General features: G+C 64.2%; 21 protein-coding genes. 7 read left to right on the top strand and 14 right to left on the bottom strand.

Annotated features, from left to right (window positions below; translation table 11 throughout):
* Positions 1-16 precede the first annotated feature (16 nt).
* From ABID58_RS28075 to ABID58_RS28100, 6 genes are read right to left on the bottom strand one after another with little or no spacing between them, the layout of a single operon-like run.
* Complete coding sequence (locus ABID58_RS28075; protein WP_354036061.1) at positions 17-811, bottom strand: transporter substrate-binding domain-containing protein; 795 nt, start codon at positions 809-811, stop codon at positions 17-19.
* Between the two features lie 20 nt (positions 812-831).
* The gene (locus ABID58_RS28080; protein WP_354036062.1) at positions 832-1587 is read right to left on the bottom strand and encodes an amino acid ABC transporter ATP-binding protein; all 756 of its coding nucleotides are present in this window, start codon (positions 1585-1587) and stop codon (positions 832-834) included.
* Position 1588: 1 nt separating this feature from the next.
* Positions 1589-2257 carry an amino acid ABC transporter permease gene (locus ABID58_RS28085; protein WP_354036063.1) on the bottom strand — a complete coding sequence of 223 codons (669 nt, stop codon included), beginning with the start codon at positions 2255-2257 and terminating at the stop codon, positions 1589-1591.
* Between the two features lie 7 nt (positions 2258-2264).
* A complete protein-coding gene (locus ABID58_RS28090) occupies positions 2265-2948 on the bottom strand; it encodes an amino acid ABC transporter permease (RefSeq protein ID WP_354036064.1) in 684 nt (227 codons plus the stop codon).
* A gap of 10 nt (positions 2949-2958) precedes the next feature.
* On the bottom strand, positions 2959-3897 hold the full coding sequence (locus tag ABID58_RS28095; protein ID WP_502916435.1) for an NAD(P)-dependent oxidoreductase: 939 nt from the start codon (positions 3895-3897) through the stop codon (positions 2959-2961).
* The gene (locus ABID58_RS28100; RefSeq protein WP_354036065.1) at positions 3894-4634 is read right to left on the bottom strand and encodes a FadR/GntR family transcriptional regulator; all 741 of its coding nucleotides are present in this window, start codon (positions 4632-4634) and stop codon (positions 3894-3896) included. The genes ABID58_RS28095 and ABID58_RS28100 overlap by 4 nt, the downstream gene beginning before the upstream one ends.
* A 179-nt stretch (positions 4635-4813) precedes the next feature.
* On the opposite strand from ABID58_RS28100, the gene ABID58_RS28105 reads away from it, so the two are divergent.
* From ABID58_RS28105 to ABID58_RS28115, 3 genes are all read left to right on the top strand, one after another.
* Positions 4814-5122, top strand: a complete 309-nt coding sequence (locus ABID58_RS28105) for a hypothetical protein (RefSeq protein ID WP_148752926.1) — start codon at positions 4814-4816, stop codon at positions 5120-5122.
* An 88-nt stretch (positions 5123-5210) separates the two neighbouring features.
* Positions 5211-5579, top strand: a complete 369-nt coding sequence (locus ABID58_RS28110) for a GFA family protein (RefSeq protein WP_354036066.1) — start codon at positions 5211-5213, stop codon at positions 5577-5579.
* Positions 5580-5675: 96 nt separating this feature from the next.
* Positions 5676-6491, top strand: coding sequence for a DUF4886 domain-containing protein (locus ABID58_RS28115; protein ID WP_354036177.1), 816 nt, complete (start codon positions 5676-5678; stop codon positions 6489-6491).
* A gap of 114 nt (positions 6492-6605) precedes the next feature.
* Here ABID58_RS28115 and ABID58_RS28120 read toward each other — a convergent pair whose 3' ends face one another.
* Complete coding sequence (locus ABID58_RS28120; protein WP_354036067.1) at positions 6606-7376, bottom strand: exodeoxyribonuclease III; 771 nt, start codon at positions 7374-7376, stop codon at positions 6606-6608.
* Between the two features lie 41 nt (positions 7377-7417).
* On the opposite strand from ABID58_RS28120, the gene ABID58_RS28125 reads away from it, so the two are divergent.
* Positions 7418-7636 carry a cysteine rich repeat-containing protein gene (locus tag ABID58_RS28125; RefSeq protein ID WP_354036068.1) on the top strand — a complete coding sequence of 73 codons (219 nt, stop codon included), beginning with the start codon at positions 7418-7420 and terminating at the stop codon, positions 7634-7636.
* A gap of 159 nt (positions 7637-7795) precedes the next feature.
* Here the strand turns inward: ABID58_RS28125 and alr are convergent, their stop codons facing one another.
* The 3 genes from alr to ABID58_RS28140 form a co-directional block, all read right to left on the bottom strand.
* A complete protein-coding gene (gene alr, locus ABID58_RS28130) occupies positions 7796-9073 on the bottom strand; it encodes an alanine racemase (RefSeq protein WP_354036069.1) in 1278 nt (425 codons plus the stop codon).
* Between the two features lie 46 nt (positions 9074-9119).
* Entirely contained in the window at positions 9120-10628 is a 1509-nt protein-coding gene (locus ABID58_RS28135) for a replicative DNA helicase (RefSeq protein WP_354036071.1), read from the bottom strand.
* Between the two features lie 758 nt (positions 10629-11386).
* The gene (locus tag ABID58_RS28140; RefSeq protein ID WP_354036072.1) at positions 11387-12637 is read right to left on the bottom strand and encodes a cyclopropane fatty acid synthase; all 1251 of its coding nucleotides are present in this window, start codon (positions 12635-12637) and stop codon (positions 11387-11389) included.
* A 277-nt stretch (positions 12638-12914) separates the two neighbouring features.
* On the opposite strand from ABID58_RS28140, the gene ABID58_RS28145 reads away from it, so the two are divergent.
* The 3 genes from ABID58_RS28145 (at position 12915) to ABID58_RS28155 (ending at position 15135) form a co-directional block, all read left to right on the top strand.
* Positions 12915-13958, top strand: coding sequence for a hypothetical protein (locus ABID58_RS28145; protein ID WP_354036074.1), 1044 nt, complete (start codon positions 12915-12917; stop codon positions 13956-13958).
* A gap of 101 nt (positions 13959-14059) precedes the next feature.
* The gene (locus ABID58_RS28150; protein WP_354036076.1) at positions 14060-14671 is read left to right on the top strand and encodes a TetR/AcrR family transcriptional regulator; all 612 of its coding nucleotides are present in this window, start codon (positions 14060-14062) and stop codon (positions 14669-14671) included.
* The gene (locus ABID58_RS28155; RefSeq protein WP_354036078.1) at positions 14668-15135 is read left to right on the top strand and encodes a PaaI family thioesterase; all 468 of its coding nucleotides are present in this window, start codon (positions 14668-14670) and stop codon (positions 15133-15135) included. Before ABID58_RS28150 ends, ABID58_RS28155 begins: the two co-directional genes overlap by 4 nt.
* A gap of 37 nt (positions 15136-15172) precedes the next feature.
* Here the strand turns inward: ABID58_RS28155 and rplI are convergent, their stop codons facing one another.
* The 4 genes from rplI to rpsF form a co-directional block, all read right to left on the bottom strand.
* The gene (gene rplI, locus ABID58_RS28160; RefSeq protein ID WP_148752936.1) at positions 15173-15778 is read right to left on the bottom strand and encodes a 50S ribosomal protein L9; all 606 of its coding nucleotides are present in this window, start codon (positions 15776-15778) and stop codon (positions 15173-15175) included.
* Positions 15779-15826: 48 nt separating this feature from the next.
* A complete protein-coding gene (locus ABID58_RS28165) occupies positions 15827-16810 on the bottom strand; it encodes a DUF2232 domain-containing protein (RefSeq protein WP_354036080.1) in 984 nt (327 codons plus the stop codon).
* A gap of 128 nt (positions 16811-16938) precedes the next feature.
* Complete coding sequence (rpsR, locus tag ABID58_RS28170) at positions 16939-17178, bottom strand: 30S ribosomal protein S18 (protein ID WP_007592020.1); 240 nt, start codon at positions 17176-17178, stop codon at positions 16939-16941.
* Between the two features lie 5 nt (positions 17179-17183).
* On the bottom strand, positions 17184-17684 hold the full coding sequence (gene rpsF, locus ABID58_RS28175) for a 30S ribosomal protein S6 (protein WP_354036082.1): 501 nt from the start codon (positions 17682-17684) through the stop codon (positions 17184-17186).
* Positions 17685-17725: the final 41 nt, after the last annotated feature.

A 17725-nucleotide genomic window follows, 5' to 3' on the forward strand; every position in this document is an offset into this window, starting at 1 on the left:
ACGACTATTTCTGGTCCTAGCTACGCATGTCGGGCGGCAGTTCGACGCCGTGGAATTTCTTGTAGATCGCGTTGAGCTTGCCGTTCTTGACGTTCTCGGTGATCCAGACGTTGAGCTTGTCCATCAGGCGCTGCTCGCCCTTCTTCAGGCCGATGGCGAGATCGAAGGTTGCCAGCGGAATCCTGGACTCGAACACGCGCGCGGGGTTCTTCACGCCGATCTGGTTGATGATCGTCGCGGACGAGGCGACGCAGTCGACCTGGCCCGAGACGGCGGCCGTCACCATGGTGGCGTCGTCGTCGTAGCGGGCGATTTTGAGGTCCTTGTCCTTCATGTTGGACAGGGTGGTGTCCTGCGTGGTGCCGCGCGAAACGCCGATCGACTTGTTCTTGAGGTCGGGCCAGTCCTTGATATTCAGCGACTTCAGGCAGCCAATGTCGGACTGCAGCGTGGCGTAACGCTTGGTGAAATCGATGACCTTGGCACGCTCGGGTGTCACCGACAGGATCGAGATGATGATGTCGGCCTTGCCGGTCAGGACGTTCGGAATACGCGTCGCGCCCGTGGTCTGGACAAATTCGAGCTCGAGCCCCCAGTCCTTGGCAAGCAGCTGCGCCACTTCGACATCGGAGCCGGTCGGCTTCATGCTGGAATCCATCATGCCCGACGGCGGAATGGCGACGTCCGTCGAAATGCGGATCTTCTTGGCCTGCATGATGTCGTCGAGCAGGTCGGCTGATGCGGGCGTTGCTGATATCATGACGAGGCCGCATAGCGCGGCGGCAGCGGCCAGCAATGTCTTGTTGGTCATCCCTAGTTCTCCTCTCCCTGTTATGATTTTAAATTTCCCGTGCCCACGAATTGCGTGAGCTCGGGGGTCGTCGGCGACGTCAGGATCGAGGCGGGTCCGGTCTCGTGGACCTTGCCGCGATGCATGAACACGATCCGGTCGGCGATGCCTTTGGCAAACCCCATCTCGTGGGTGACCATCACCATGGTCATGCCGTCAGCCGCGAGCTGCTCGATCACCCTCAGCACTTCGGCGGTGAGCTCCGGATCGAGCGCCGAGGTGACTTCGTCGAACAGCATGACCTTCGGCTGCATCGCCAGCGAGCGGGCGATCGCGGCGCGCTGCTGCTGGCCGCCCGAGAGCTGCTCGGGATAAGCGAGCAGCTTCTCTTCGAGTCCGACCTGCGCCAGCACCTTGCGCGCGAGGTCCTTCGCTTGCGATGTTGCCATGCCCTTTACCGCGCAAGGCGCAAGCGTGATGTTCTGCTCGATCGTCAGGTGCGGAAACAGATTGTAGCTCTGGAACACGATGCCGACGTCCTGTCGCAGCGCGCGGAGGTCGACGTCGGGCCGGTCGACCCGGTGTCCGCAGACCACGATCTCGCCGCCGACCTTTTCAAAGCGATCAATGCAGCGCAGCGCCGTGCTCTTGCCGGAGCCGGAGCGGCCGATCAGCGCCAGCACCTCGCCGCGCTCGACGGCGAAGCTGACGCCATCGAGCACCCGGAGCGGGCCAAAGCTCTTCTGCACGTCGCGGAGCGACACGATGGGTTCGGGCGAGGGGGTGCTTTGTTGCATGTCAGGCTGACGCGAGGTTGGATCTGCCACGTCCCATGCGCCGTTCGAGCTTCTGGCTGAACAGCGACAGGGGATAACACATGGCGAAATAGACGACGGCGATGATTGCGTAGATGGCGAACGGTTCGAACAGCGAGTTGTTGACGATCTGGCCGGAGCGCATCAGCTCGACGAAGCCGACGACGGAGGCGAGCGAGGTGTTCTTGATGATTTGCACCATGAATCCGACGGTCGGAGGCGTCGCGATGCGGATGGCCTGCGGCAGGATCACCTTCATCATGCGCTGGGTCCGGCTCAGCGCCAGGCCTTCAGCCGCCTCCCATTGCGGCTTCGGCACGGACTGGATGCAGCCGCGCCAGATCTCGCCGAGATAGGCGGCGACATACAGCGTCAGCGAGGCGCCGGCGGCGGTGAGTGACGAGACCTTGAGGCCGATCGCGGCGAGGCCAAAATAGCCGAGGAACAGGATGACCAGCAGCGGCGTGCCCTGGATCAGCTGGACATAGACGGCGCTGGCGAGCCGCACGGATTTGAGCGGCGATATCCGCGCGAGCGCGATTGCAAAGCCGACGATGCCGCCGCCGATCAGCGCGATCACAGATAGACCAATCGTCCACAGCGCGCCTTGGCCGAGGAACGTCAGATGATTGATGTTGAGATGTCCGCCCATGGTCATCTCACAGCGGCGTGCCGAGCCGGCGCCGGCGCGGAAACAGCACAAGCCCGAGACCCCAGAAACCCGCGCGCATGACCAGCGACAGGGCGATGTAGAGCACGGCGACGATGATGTAGGTCTCGAAAGCGCGGTAGGTGTCGGACTGGATGTAGTTGGCGACCGCGGTGAGTTCTTCGGCCGAGATCTGCGAACAGACCGAGGAGGCCAGCATCAACAGCACGAACTGGCTGGTGAGGGCCGGATAAACCTTCTCGATCGCCGGCAGCAGGATGATGTGCCAGTAGATCTGGAGGCGCGATAGCGCCAGCCCCTCGGCCGCCTCGATCTGCCCGCGCGGGATGGCCTCGAAGCCGGCGCGCATGATCTCGGCGGTATAGGCGCCGACGTTGATGGTCAGCGCCGCGACTGCCACCGTGAAGGCCGAAAGTTTCAACCCCAAGCTAGCAAGGCCGAAATAGACCAGGAAGATCTGCACCAGCAGTGGCGTGTTGCGGATGGACTCGACATAGACCTTGCAGGCGCCCGCGATCAGCGAGCTCTGCGAGCTGCGGCCGACGGCTGCGAGCGTGCCGAACAGGGCGCCGAGCACAGTCGCAAAGAAAGCCAACTCCAGCGTCAACGCGGCACCGCCGAGCAAGCTCGGCCATCGCTCCAGCACTGCGGGGAAGTCGAGTTGGAGGCTCATCGTCGTCGGGTCAACCCGTCACCTGGTTGGTCATGCGGTCGTAGACGCGAAACAGCGCCTGGTTGCCGTTGCTTCCTTCGCCGTGCGCGCGTGCATCGACATATTGGCTGGTGATGAGGGCGGTGCCGGGCAGGGGGACGTTCAGCGCCTGCGCATGCTCCTGCACCAGGCGGAGGTCCTTCAGCATCAGGTCGATGCGAAAGCCGGCGCCGGTATCGCCCGCGATCATGGACGGGCCGAGCTTGTCGAGCATCCAGGATGCGGCGGAGCCACCGAGCAGCACCCGGCGCAGCAGATCGAGATCGACGCCCGAGGCGCGCCCGAGCGCGAGCGCTTCGCAGATCGCCTGGATGTTGATGCCGCAGATGAGCTGATTGCAGAGTTTGACGGTCTGGCCGGCGCCGCTGTCGCCGGCATGCGTGATGGTGGTGCCCATCGCGCGGAAGAACGGTTCGGCCTTGGCAAAGGCGTCAGCCTCGCCGCCGGCCATGATGGAGAGCGCGGCGTTCTTGGCGCCCAGCGGCCCGCCGGAGACGGGCGCGTCGATGAAGCTCACGCCAACCTTTTGCAGGTCGGCATGGATGCGGCGCACGGCGACCGGTGAGATCGTGCTCATGTCGACGATCAGTTTGCCGGGCGGTGGTGATTTCAAAAGACCGTTCTCGCCGTAAACGGTCGCTTCGACGTGAGGCGTGTCGGGCAGCATCGTTATGACGACGTCGGCGCGCTGCGCGGCGTCTGCCGGAGTTCTCGCGCGGCTCGCGCCTTCCTTGACCATATCGGCCACAGCGGCTTCGTTGAGATCGAAGGCGCTGACCGTGTGGCCGGCCTTCAACAGGTTGCGCACCATCTCAAGGCCCATCGTCCCAACGCCGATGAAGCCGACGTTGCCCTTGTCATCCCGTCCCATGTTGCCCGTCCGTTTCTTGATTGGTCTGTTCGCGGTCAGCGCGAGGCGCTGGTCTTGTCCATGTCGCCGACGACGGCGCGCCGCCGGTATTCGTCGCCGATGGCAAAATGCTTGCGCAGCGTTGCATCTGCGCGCTCGGGATCGCGCGCGATGACTGCTTCGAAGATGCGGCGGTGGTCGTCGATCAGATAAGTCTTCATCGACGGGAAGGCCTGCACCAGCTCGCGGCGGCTGCGATGCGAATGCGTCAGCAGACCGGCCATCGAATTGTGCAAGACGGTCAGCGTTTCCGAGTGCGAGGACAGGACGATGGAACGATGGAATTCGAAGTCGGCCATGCCGCCGGCGTCCGCCTCGTCGATGGTCTCCTCGATCTTCGCAAGCGAGCGCTGGAGGCGCTCGAAATCGGCAATGTTGGCGCGCTCGCAGGCGAGCCGGATCGCCTGACACTCGATCGCGACGCGCGCCTGCATGACGTCGTCGACCATGTCCGCCTGCTGGGCGAGGGCGAAGGTGAAGAAGTCGTTGAGCACCGAGACGTCAGGCCGCGTCACCACGGTGCCGATGCGGTCGCGGATTTCGACGATGCCGAGCACGGTGAGAGCGCGCAGCGCCTCGCGGACGATGGGGCGGCTGACGCCGAGGAGGCTGGCGAGCTCGCGTTCGGAGATCAGGCGGTCGCCGGGCTTTAGCGAGCCTGCGAGCAGTTGCTCCCGCAAGAAGGCAAACACCTTCTCGAAGCCCTTTTCGCCTTCGGCGGCCCGCTTGAGTTCCATTCCCGTCTCGTCTTGAGCTGACCTTGGTTAGACCAGTAGGATGACCAGATCGCGACGTCAAGGGTATTGGTTAATCGCGCGTGTTGCAGGCATCCACAATGCGAGCGGGTCGCCGGCCTGATCCTTAGAATTTGAAGCGTATTGATCGGAGTGCTCGCTCAAAGAATTTGAGGTCCGCGATGCCCGATCACCATTGCTTCTCCGCCCTCGACCGCCATGCGGTGCTCGGCGGATCCGACAACGGCTTTCCCTGGTATGCCGGCGCGATGCTTGCGGTCGAGGCCAGCGAGGTGGTGCGGCTGCGCTGCGAGAGGCTCAGTCATGGCGACGAGGCGGCCGGGCAGGAGGCCGTGCTGATGGTGAGCGAGAAAATCGCTGCCGCTTTCGAAGCGTTTGCGAGCCTGCTTGCGGGCGCGACGCCGGCCTCGGTCGTCCAGCGCTATCGCGAGCACGTGGCCGCGAACGCCAAGCGGCTGTCCGCAAACTAGACCCTTCGACCGAGCGGCTCGCTGCTGACAGCATGTTGGCAGCAGTGGCGGGCTATGACCACCTCCTGACAAAGGGAGGATGCGGGACATGCCGATCGAGGCAAGCTGTCATTGCGGCGAGACGGTGTTCGAGGTGACAGAGGCGCCATCGAGCGTGACGCGTTGCACCTGTTCCCTCTGCGCCAAGCGCGGGGCGCTGTGGGCCTATTACAAGCCGGCGCAATTCCGACTGCTGTCACCGCCGGAGAACGTGGCGACCTACCTCTGGGGCAGCCGCACCGTCAAACATCATTTCTGCGCAAACTGTGGCTGCGGCACTTACTCGGAATCGCCGGATTGGTCGACGGGCAAGCCCGATTTCGACAATCCCAAGGTCGGCGTCAATGCGCGCCTGTTCGACGATTTCGATCTCGAAGCGGTGCCGGTGAATGTGATCGACGGCAAGAACCTGTGGTAAGGGCGCAGTCCCGCGCATAGCTCCTGCACGATCGTCCTCTTGAGGCCGTCCAGGAAAGCTGATTTGTTTCCGGCCCAAGAAAAAGGGGAGGAAGCTATCATGCGTCTCTTTGCGCGAGTGATGCTCGCGATTTGTCTGGCCTTTGCAGCCGGCTTCGATGCGCAAGCGCAGACGAAGCCGAAGGTCACGACCCTCGGACCGGACTTTCCAAAGGCCGCGCTGTTCGTCGGCAACAGCTTCTTCTATTACAACAACGGCATGCCCGGGCATCTCTCCTTCATGGAGCGGGCTGCGGATGATGCCAACAAGGGTGCCTATCGCAACACCATGGCCACGATCGGCGGCTCCGGCCTCGACTGGCATGACATGGACAATCTGCTGCGGCCGGGCGGTCTCGGTGCTTATTCCTTCGACGACCAGAACGTTGTCGTCTTCAACAAGCCGGGCAAACAGTTCGATGCCGTCGTGATGATGGATTGCAGCCAATGTCCGATCCATCCGCAACTGAAGGACGCGTTCACGACCTTCGCCAGGAAGGACAGCGAGATTGTTCGCGGCCACGGCATGCGGCCGGTGCTGTTCATGTCCTGGGCCTATCTCGACAAGCCGGAAATGACGGAAGGGCTGGCCGAGGCCTATACGATCGCCGGCAATGCCAATGATATGCTGGTCATCCCCGCGGGCCTCGCGTTTGCGCGCGTGCGCAAGCTGCAGCCGGAGCTCAATCTCTATGCGCCGGACAAGCGGCATCCGAGTCCCGCCGGCACCTATCTCGCGGCCTGCGTGACGCTGGCCGCGCTGACCGGCCGCTCGCCGGTCGGCAATTCCTACACGATGGGGATCGATCAGGAGACGGTGCAATTGCTGCAGAAGGCGGCGTGGGACACGGTGCAGGATTATTACGGGCGGTGATCCACGGCGCTCGTTCGTAGGATGGGCAAAGCGAAGCGTGCCCACCAATATTTTATCGATATGGGATGGTGGGCACGGCGCAAGCGCGCCTTTGCCCACCCTACAGCACCTCGCTTATTTCAGCACCACCCAGGCCGGAGCATGATCGCTCGCACCATCCTCGCCACGAACCTTCTTGTCGACGCCGGCCTTTGCCAGGCGTGAGACGAGGGTAGGGCTGAGCAGCAGATGGTCGAGCCTGAGGCCCGCGTCGCGCGGCCAGCGGTTTCGCTTGTAGTCCCAGAAGGTGTAGATGCGCTTGTCTCCGTGCAGCTCACGGATCGCATCGCACCAGCCTTGCTCGACAAGCGAGGCGAACGCCGCACGGCTTTTCGGCTGGATCAGCGCATCCTTGTCCCATGACCGGGTCGGATAGATGTCGATCTCATCAGGCGCAACGTTGAAGTCGCCGGCGAGCACGACGGGCAGGTCCTGCTTGATGAAGGTCTTGGCGTGGCGTCTCAGCCGCGCAAGCCAGTCCAGCTTGTAGTCGAACTTCGGCCCGGGCTGGGGATTGCCGTTCGGCAAGTAGATGCTGGTGACGATGACGCCGCGCACGGCAGCTTCGATGTAGCGCGCCTCTTGGTCGTCGGGCCGTCCCGACAGCCGGTCGCGCGTCAGCACCGGCTGGGCGTTGCGGGCGAGGATAGCGACACCGTTCCAGGTCTTCTGTCCGCGCCAGACTGCGCCGTAGCCGGCCTTTTCGATTGCCGCTGCCGGAAATTCGCCATCACTTGCCTTCAACTCCTGGAGTGCGACGACATCCGGCTTCGCCGCGCGCATCCATGCGAGCAGATTGGGCAGGCGGCGGTTGATGTTGTTGATGTTGAATGTCGCAATCTTCATGTAGAGCTGATCGCCTCGCACGTCCCGACACCGGAGATACCATGTCCAAGTTGAGCTTTGCCGCTATCGCATTCGTCGTCGCACTCTCCGGGGCCGCTTCCGCACAATCGGCCGATCCGCGCGGCGCATGCAAGGCGGACTACGACAAATTCTGCTCCGGCATCGCGCCCGGCGGCGGCATCGTGGCCTGCCTCAACGGCAAGCGCGATCAGCTCAGCACGACCTGCAAGGCAGCGCTGGACAGCAGGAAGAAGAAGTAAGCACCCACTCTCGTGTCCCGGACGCGGTGCAGCGTGCAACGCTGCTCCGCAGAGCCGGGACCCAGAAAGCGACACGGTATGCTGTTGAGAGATGGGCCCCGGCTCTGCAGCGCACCGCCGAAGGAGCGCTGCGCTGCGTCCGGGGCACGGACGTGTGCTCTAGCTCGGCAGCGGCGGCGGGCTTGCCCGCTGCTCGACCGATGGCGGGGAGGACGGCTGTTCGGCCGCCTGCGCGGGCTCGGGCTTTGCCAGCGGCTCCACGACATTGCCGCCCTTGTAGACGCGGGCGTAGCGGTGGCCGAGGCTGGTCAGCACCTCATAGCCGATCGTGCCGAAATGATGGGCGAGCTCGTCGACGGTGATGCCGTCGCCGAGCAGCGTCACCATGTGGCCGCGCCGTGCCGCGTTCGGCGGGAGGTCGGTGATGTCGATCGCGATCAGATCCATGGAGATGCGACCCGCCACCGGGCAGCGCTTGCCGGCAACGATTACTTCGGCGCCGCGGGTGCCGTCATTGGAGCTGGCCGCGCGGAAATAGCCGTCGGCATAGCCGACCGCAATGATCGCGAGCTTGGTCGGTCGCCGCGCGGTCCAGGTGCCGCCATAGCCGACGCTTTCGCCGCGTTCGATAGTGCGGATCTGCACGATGCGCGCCTTGAGGTCGACGACCGGCTGCATCGGATTGTCGGCCTCCGGCGTCGGATTGACGCCGTAGAGCGCGGCGCCCGGCCGAACCAGATCGAACTGGAAAGGCGCCCCAAGGAAAATGCCTGACGAATTCGCAAGCGCCGCCGGCACGCCGGAGAATTCGCTGGCGATGCTGCGGAACGCCGCGAGCTGCTTGGCATTGACGGGGCTGTTGAGCTGCTCGGCCGAGACCAGATGGCTCATCACCAGCGTGATGCCATGATCGCCGGCATTAATGCGGGGGATGATGGCCTGCGCCTCCGCAAGCGTCAGCCCGAGCCGGTTCATGCCGGTGTCGATATGGATCGCGGCGCCGCCGGACCAGCCGGTACGGCGGCAGAACACGTCCCATTCGGCGAGCTCGTTGAGGTCGCCGATCACGGGACGGCAGTTGATCTTGGCGTAGTGCTCGCCGGTGTTCTGGAAATAGCCGCCGAGCACATAGATCGTGGCGTCCGGTAGTGCCGCGCGGGCCGTGCGCGCCTCCTCGATGGTGGCGACGAAGAAGGTCTTGCAGCCGGCCTTGTTCAGCGCCTGCGCGACCTGCGCGGTGCCGCAGCCGTAAGCGTCGGCCTTGATCACCGCCGAGCACTCGGCCGGCACGGCCGTCTTCTCGAGCTTGCGCCAGTTCGCGATGATGGCGTCGAGATCGACGGTGAGCACGCCGCCGTGGGCTGCGAGCGCGGCAGCCTGATTGGCCTCCGCGGAGAGAAGGCCGGATTGCGGGATCATGTTAGGGTCGGACGCCATTGTCATGGCGCCGTTTTACGCAAGAGGCAGGTCGGGTTCAAGGAACTCAGTAGTCGTTGCCGCTGCGAGCCGGCATCTGGCTGTCAGGCGCGAGGTCGCTGAACCGCGTGACCGAGGCTTCGAACGCCAAATCGACAGTGCCGGTCGGGCCGTGGCGCTGCTTGCCGATGATGACTTCGGCCTTGCCGTACGCAAGGTCCATGTCCAGGCGCCATTTCTCGTGTTCGGGCGTGCCCGGGCGTGGCTCCTTCATCGCGAGGTAATATTCCTCGCGATAAACGAACAGCACGACGTCGGCGTCCTGCTCGATTGATCCGGATTCACGCAAGTCGGAGAGCTGCGGCCGCTTGTCCTCGCGGGATTCGACCTGACGCGACAGCTGCGACAGTGCAATCACGGGGACGTTGAGTTCCTTCGCCAGCGCCTTCAGGCTTGTCGTGATCTCCGTGATTTCCTGCACGCGGTTTTCGCTCCGCTTGCCGCTTCCGGACAGCAGCTGGATGTAGTCGATCACGAGCAGATCGAGGCCTTTCTGGCGCTTCAGCCGACGCGCGCGCGCCATTAGCTGCGCGATCGACAGGCCGCCGGTCGCGTCGACATAGAAGGGCAGCGACTGCAGCTCGATCGAGACCTCCCTGATCTTGTCGAAATCGGCTTCCGAGATGCCGCCGCGGCGGATGTGGGAGGAGGGAATGCCGGTGCGCTCGGCCACGATACGCGTGGCGAGCTGGTCGGCTGACATTTCGCAGGAGAAGAAGCCGATCACGCCGCCATTGGCGGCCTTCATGGTGCCGTCGGCCTGGAGCTCGCCGACATAGGCCTTGGCGACGTTGTAGGCGATGTTGGTCGCCAGCGACGTCTTGCCCATGCCCGGGCGTCCGGCCACGATGATGAGGTCGGAGTGCTGCAGGCCGCCCATCTTGGTGTCGAGGTCGCGCATACCCGTGGAGATGCCGGACAGCTTTCCGTCGCGCTGGAACGCCTTTGCCGCGAGATCGACCGCGACCGCCAACGCCTGCGAGAATTTCTGGAAGCCGCCGTCATACCGGCCGGACTCGGCGAGCTCGTAGAGCCGGCGCTCGGCGTCCTCGATCTGCGCCCGCGGCGCGAAATCGACCGGTGCGTCATAGGCGACATTGACCATGTCTTCGCCGATGCCGATGAGATCGCGGCGCAGCGCAAGATCATAGATGGTACGCCCATAGTCCTGGGCGTTGATGATGGTGGTCGCCTCGGCCGCGAGCCGCGCCAGATATTGTCCGATGGTCATGCCGCCGACATCGGTGTCGGCGGGCAGGAACGTCTTCAGCGTCACGGGCGTGGCGATCTTGCCCATCCGGATCAGGCTGCCGGCGGTCTCGAAGATGGTCTGGTGCAGCGGCTCGAAATAGTGCTTCGGCTCCAGGAAGTCGGAGACACGATAGAAGGCGTCATTGTTGACCAGAATCGCGCCCAGAAGGCTCTGTTCCGCCTCGATATTATGCGGCGCACTCCGATAAGCGGGAGTTCCGGGTTCGGGCGCGAGTTTGAGGACGTTCGAATCAGTCAGGGCCATGGTCGAGCGATAGCAATTTTCTGGGGCGGATGCGGGGCCGGGATAAAGCGCCGCCTCAGCTGAAAGCGGAAGCAAAAGCTGGTCGCTATCAACCGCTCAGTTAAAATGGTGGATGACTGGCAGCCCCGGCACGCGCCGCGCTTGACGGATTTTTGCGGAACTCGCCGCGTCCGGAGGGGGTCATGGCCGCGCCACGGAAATATCCGGAATTCGTGAACCTAATGGATTGAGGTGCACACGTATTGAAGAGCGCGCGACAGGGCGCGCTGGCGCTTCCAGCGCAGGTTCAGACCAGCAGGAGGTAGACCAGCGCCACCAGGGCTGCGCCGACGCCGGTGGCGATCAGGGCATAATCGGTTCGGAGGTCGTCCTGCACGTCGAATGAGGTTTGGGTCTCTTTGCTCATGGCGACGATCTAACCCAAGGACCGACCGGACTTATGTGAAGCAGATCACATCTCCCCGGGTTCTTTCGGGGTACCTCCGGAACAGGACTGGCGGGTAGGGAATTGTCTCCCGTAACCTGCCATCAGGGAGACGAGGCAAGCGATGCGGCCAGAACGGCAGCTAAAGGTTTGGCGAAGCGAGGCAGGCAGCCGGCTCTGGCTGTCCGGGCTCATCGCCGCCATGGAGCGTGCCGCGCAGCCGGACCAGCGGCGCTTGCCGGTCGCACCCGAAACTCTCGCGGCATTGCGCGCCCAGCTGGCGTTGCCGGCGTCTTTGCGGCTCTTCCCGAGTTCGACCTTACGTCATTAGAATTCATTCACCGGCGAGCTTCAGCTTCGGTCTGGCGCCGCCCTCAAGGGCGCGGAGCCGGGCTTCCTCGTGCGCGATATAGTCGCGGGTCATGGGGACCACACCCTGGCGCCTGGTAAGCTGGATCTGGAAGTTCATCATGCCCTGCTTGCGGAAGGTCATCTCGGAGGCCGCAAGATAAAACTCCCACATCAGCGCGAAGCGCTCGTCGTAGAGCTGCACGGCTTCCTCGCGCCGCGCCATGAAACGTTCCCGCCAGGCCTTCAGCGTCTCGGCGTAGTGCAGGCGCAGGATCTCGATGTCGCAGACCAGGAGCCCGGCGGCCTCGATTGCGGGCAGCGCTTCCGAGAGCGACGGGATGTAACCGCCGGGGAAGATGTATTTGGCGATCCAGGGATTGGTCGAATCCGGCCCTTGCGAACGGCCGATCGAGTGCAACAGCATGACGCCGTCCTCGCTGAGCAATTCGGCGCAGCGCCGGAAATACATGTCGTAGAATCCAGCTCCGACGTGTTCGAACATGCCGACCGAGACGATGCGGTCGAACGGGCCATCGACGTCGCGATAGTCCTGAAGCAGGAAGCGCGCCTGTCGCGTCAGACCTTTTTCGGCGGCGCGCGTGTTGGCAATCTGCAACTGCTCTGTCGATAGCGTCACTCCGGTCACCTCGGCGCCTGCGATCTCGGCAAGATAGAGGCCAAGTCCGCCCCAGCCAGAGCCGATATCGAGCACGCGCTGGCCGGGACTGACCAGCAGCTTTGCGGTGACGTGCCGCTTCTTGGCGAGTTGTGCGTCGTCGAGCGTGGCGTCCGGCGTCTCGAAATAGGCGCAGCTATATTGCTTGTCGGCGTCGAGGAAGAGCGAATAGAGCCGCGCATCGAGATCGTAGTGATGCGCGACATTCCTGCGCGCGCGTGCCCGCGGATTGAACTGTCTCAGATGTCGGACGAGATAACGCAGGTGCCACCAGGGTTTTGCCCAGTGCGGCAACAGGTCGGCTTGACCGAGCAGGATCGCGAGGGCATCGGCTATGCTGCCGCGCTCGACGACGAACTCGCCGTTCATAAAGGCCTCGCCAAGCCCGAGCTCGGGATTGATGAGGACTCTCCTTTGTGCGTCGGCAGTGACGAAGCGGATTTCAACCGGCTCGCCGGAACCGTCGCCGACGCTGAACTTCATCCCACCGGCCGTGGTCACTGTCATCGACCCGCGGCGGATGAACTGAGACAAGAATCTACGCAACAAGCGGTCCATCAACACCCCACCTATCGAGCGAACCCGAAAAGATGCGACTAGCCCGGCACCCATACTGACGCTTAGGGACCCGGTGCGGTTCCAATGCGTTCGCATCTAAACCTAGGCAGCCTGCGACCGTCCCACTAATGCGTTGTGTTCAAACCCGATATTCGAAAAACGCGTAATTGCATGCTTGATGAGCGCGCTTCCATTCGCAGCGCAATCGGCTAAAAGGTGACCGCCGCCGCGCCCGCACGCCGGCCGTATCTATCGGATTTCAATGGAGATGATGGGAATGTCGAGCCGAGCGCTCAGCCTCGCCACGGTGCTGTTTCTGATCGGCTTCGGCGCCTCCGATGCCATCTTGGCGCAGGCGACGAACCTCGAGGCCGGCAAGGCCCCATCCCAGATCTTCGCGCAGACCTGCAATGCCTGCCACAAGAGCCCGAGGGGTCTTTTGAAGACGGTTTCGCCAGGGTCGCTACCGGGTTTCCTGCGCCAGCACTACACGACCAGCCCCGACATGGCCGGCGTGCTGGCCTCCTACCTCGTGTCCAACGGCGCGACCGACGCCCGCTACCAATCCAAGGATGGCAAGGACGGCAAGGACAAGAAGGACGGCGCCAAGGAGAAGGACGCCAACACCAACCCGGCCCAGGCGCCCGATCATCAGGGCCGCCGCCAGCGCTCGCAAGAGGCCGCCAAGCCGGAGGGCGAGGGCGCTAGCCCGGCGCCTGAGGGCCGTCAGAAGCGCGCGGCGCGGCCGAGCGAGGAGGGTGCTAAGGAAGGCGCCAAGCCCGAGGCCACCACCGAACAACCGCCCGAGGGCCGGAAAGGCAAGCGCATGGGCAAACGCGGCAAGCCGCAGAACGACGACGCAGCCGCGCAGAAGGTTGAGCCGAAGGTCGATTCCAAAGCTGAGCCCAAAACTGAGCCCAAGGCTGAATCCAAGACCGAACCCCCGACTGAACCAAAGAGCGAGAGCGCCAAGGTCGATTCCGGGCCCGACGAGTCCAAGTCCGAGAGCGCCAAGCCGGCCGAGAAGCCGACAGAGGCCAAGCCGGAGAGCGCCAAGGTCGAGCCGCGCGCCGGCGAGACGCCGGCTCTGCGCCCCGATCCGGTGCCGCAGGTGACGCCGGCCCCGCCGGCGGCCGCCAAGCCGGCTGAACCGGCGGCGCCCAAGCCTGCGGAAGCGGCCGTCTCCAGGCCGGCCGAACCCGCGCCCAGCTCCGAACCGGCGGCGAAGCCGGCCGAGCCGGCATCGTCTGCGCCCGCTGCGGCGCCGTCACCTGCACCCGCCGAGTCCTCCAGTCCGCCCGCGCCCCCGATCTCCCGATAAGCCCATCCCGTCGATCTGCGAAGGCCGCGCCCAGCGCCGGCTTTACGTCGTCTTGACCGCGATTAGAGCCGTGCTCTAGAGTATCACTCTAGGAGGTGGCGATGTCATCCGGCGTTCGCGACGATCTATTGGCTGCGGGGCTCGCGGTGTTCGACCGGTCGGGCTTCGAGGGCGCGACGGTGGCCGCGATCCGCGCCAAGGCCCATGCCTCCAACGGCAGCTTCTTTCATGTCTTCGGCTCCAAGAAGGAGCTCGCCGGCGCGCTGTTTCTGGAGGTGCTGGGGCACTATCACGCCGCGATGCTTGCCGCACTGGATCAAAGCGCCGATGCGGAGCAGGGCATCGATCGCCTGATCCGCGCCCATCTCGACTGGGTCGTGCTGAGCCGCCGCGAGGCGCGCTATCTCTTCGAGATCTCGCGCAACGAGTGGGGTGAGGACGTCCGCGACGCCCAGCGCGCGCAGAATGCGCGGCTCGCGGAAGGCATCGGGCGCTGGCGCGCGCCGCTGGTCGCAAGCGGCGAGCTTCTGCCAATGACACCGGTGATGTTCGTCAGCCAGCTGATCGGCCCGGCACAGATCTTCTGCCGTGCCTTTCTGTCCGGACGCGATCGCGCCGATCCGCGCGGTGAGGCCGACACGCTGATCGCCTGCGCCATCCGTGCGCTGGTGCCGCCCGGCCGCCTCAACACCAGGCAAGGAGTGGCGACATGAGCAAAGAAGCTGATCCCGAGTTCACTCCGATTGCCGAGCGCATCCACGCCAATGTCGGCCGGCAGGGCTTTATGAAACTGGTCGGCGCCGAGCTCTCCGAATTGTCGCGGGGCGCTTGCACGATTGCGGTCGAGCGTCGGCCGGAGCTGTTGCAGCAGCATGGTTTCTTCCACGGCGGCGTCACCGCCTTTCTGGTCGACAATGCCACGACCATCGCGGCCGCGACCTCGCGTGGGCAAGCGGCCCTGACCGCGGAATACAAGCTCAATCTGCTGTCGCCGGCGCTCGGCGACAAGCTGATCTGTCGTGCGAGGGTGATCAAACCGGGCCGTCAGGTCTCCGTGGTCGCGGCCGACGTGTTCTGCGTCAGCGATGGTGTCGAGAAGCACACGGCAACGGCACTCGCCTCGATCGCCATCCTGAGCGAGGATGTCGCGCCCAAAACGAAAAGCCCGGCTGCCTGAGGCAGCCGGGCTTCGTAAGCTAGCGCGAGCGCGAAGCTTACTTCTCGGTCTCTTCTGCAGCCGGAGCGGGCTCGGCGTCGTCGTGCTGAGCTTCCGGATCGAAGAACTCGCCGGCGGCGGCAATCGCCTCGGCGGCCGCGTCGCGGTCCTCGTTGCGGGTCGAGATGTCCTCGCCGCGGTTGATGCGCTCAGCCTCGTCCTGGCTGCGCGCAACCGTGACGGAAACCTCAACCTCGACCTCGGGATGAATGGCGACGGTGATGGTGTGCTTGCCGATGGTCTTGATCGGCGCGTCGAGCTGCACCTGCGGACGGTCGAGCGAAACGCCATCGGCTTCGAACGCCGTGACGACGTCACGCACCGTCACCGAGCCGAACAGCTGGCCGGCTTCGGAGGCCTGACGGATCACGATGATGTTCTTGCCCTGGACCTTCTCGGCAATCTTGGACGCCTCGCCCTTCGAGGCAAGGTTGCGAGCTTCGAGGTCGGCCTTCATGCCGTCGTACTTGGCGCGGTTGTCGGCGGTGGCGCGCAGCGCCTTGCCGCGCTTGAGCAGGAAATTGCGGGCATAGCCGTCGCGAACCTTCACGACTTCGCCCATCTGGCCGAGCTTGTTCACGCGTTCCAGCAAAATGACTTCCATATTCGTTCTCCTTTGAAGTGCTCTGGGTTTTCAGTTTTCAGGTTGGACTTAAGTCGTCGGCAATGGCGGCGGTTGCCGGTTGCGCAGGAAGCGCTCGCGGAAGCCGAACACGGCGTCCGCAAGCCCGAGGGCGGTCAGCAGGATGAGGCTCACGCTGAACATGAAGAGGATGGCGTAGGCGGAGGCGAGCCAAATTCCGCGATTGGCGAGGTCGCGCGTGATGGTGTGCAGAACGGCAAGGCCGACCAGCGCATAGGCCATCATCACGACGGTCGTGACGACGACGGCGAGAATGCCGGTCATCCCGCTGAAGAAGCTGAACGCAAGCGCGACACAGAGTGCCACCAGCGTCATCGGCGGCAAGCTCGTGCTGCTGAGGTCCGGCCAGGGCCGATGCAGCCGACCTGAAACAGCCGCGACCTTGGCGGCAAGCCAGAGATTCAAGGTCAGCGTCGCCATCTGCGATGCCGCGACCAGAACCGGAATGACTGCGACCATCAGGCCGACGCGAGGATCACTCTCCGTAACGGTCGTCTCGCTCACCATTGAAAGAATTTTGGCGAAGCCGCGGCGCATCGCATCGCTGATGGCCGATGCATCGCTGCCCAGCGAATACAGCGATCCCGCGGTCAGCAGCGTCGCCAGCGCCGCAATCCAGAGCAGGATGCGTCCAAGCGGATACCATTCAACCTGGACCGAAGCCGCATCCGAGCCCGCGGTGCCGCTTGCCGGTCTTCCCGGCGTCACGGGTCTTCCCAGCATGGCGAGATGGCCAAGCCACCAGGCCGGCAGCGCGAACGCGAAACCGTAACCGAGGGCGAGGGGCGGGCTGAGCGCGCCAGCGATGACGAGCGTCGCGACGATGCCACCAAGTGCACCGCAGAGCGGTCCCCAGGCGATCGCGGCGAGCATGAGCGGCAGCGGAGCGAGGTAAACCAGGACAAGCGAGATCAGTGCGCCCGACACAATCGAGGCGAACATCAGGGCCGACGCAGCGCCGGCGATCAGGGCTATCAGTCCAAATACCATCATCAGCTGTCCCGCTCCCTTCGAGCGGTTAGAGGCGTTTTGCCCCAACCATCGGCGACCGGACGACCCGGAAGCCTTATGAGTTCAGAAGGTCACGACCGGCGGCGCGATCGCCGCCGGTCGAATTCGTCTTAGCGAATGACGTAGGGCAGCAGACCCAGGAACCGCGCGCGCTTGATGGCGCGGGCGAGCTCACGCTGCTTCTTCGCGGACACCGCGGTGATGCGGCTCGGCACGATCTTGCCGCGCTCGGAGACGTAACGCATCAGCAGCTTGGAGTCCTTGTAGTCGATCTTCGGCGCATTGGCTCCCGTGAACGGGCAGCTCTTGCGGCGGCGGAAAAACGGACGGCGTGCACCAGCTTCAGCCATTGGTCTTACTCCCCACCCGTCGTGGTTTCAGCTTCGTCGCGTGGACGGCGCGGGCCGCGATCGCCGCGGAAGCCGCCGCCATCACGATCGCCACCACGGAAACCGCCTTCGCGGTCGCCACGGAAGCCGCCACCTTCACGATCGCGGAAGCCGCCGCCACGGTCGTCACGCTCGCGATCGCGGTCAGCCTTGCGCATCATCGCGGACGGGCCTTCCTCGAGCTCTTCGACGCGGACGCTGAGATAGCGGATCACGTCTTCGCTGATACGCTCCTGGCGCTCGATCTCGGCGATCGCCGCGGAGGGCGCGTCGATATTGAGCAGCACGAAATGCGCCTTGCGGTTCTTGTTCATGCGGTAAGTGAGGGAGCGAACGCCCCAATTCTCGGTCTTGGTGACCTTGCCGCCGAGACCCTCGACGATGCCGGTCATTTGCGCAGTCAGCTCTTCGACCTGCTGCGTGCTCGCGTCTTGGCGCGCGAGAAAAACATGCTCATAGAGAGCCATAGTCGTCCTTTCCTCGTGTTAGCGCATCGCCCGGCGTCAAG

Source organism: Bradyrhizobium sp. S3.2.6 (assembly GCF_040546885.1).
In the GTDB taxonomy this organism is placed as follows: Bacteria; Pseudomonadota; Alphaproteobacteria; order Rhizobiales; family Xanthobacteraceae; genus Bradyrhizobium; species Bradyrhizobium cytisi.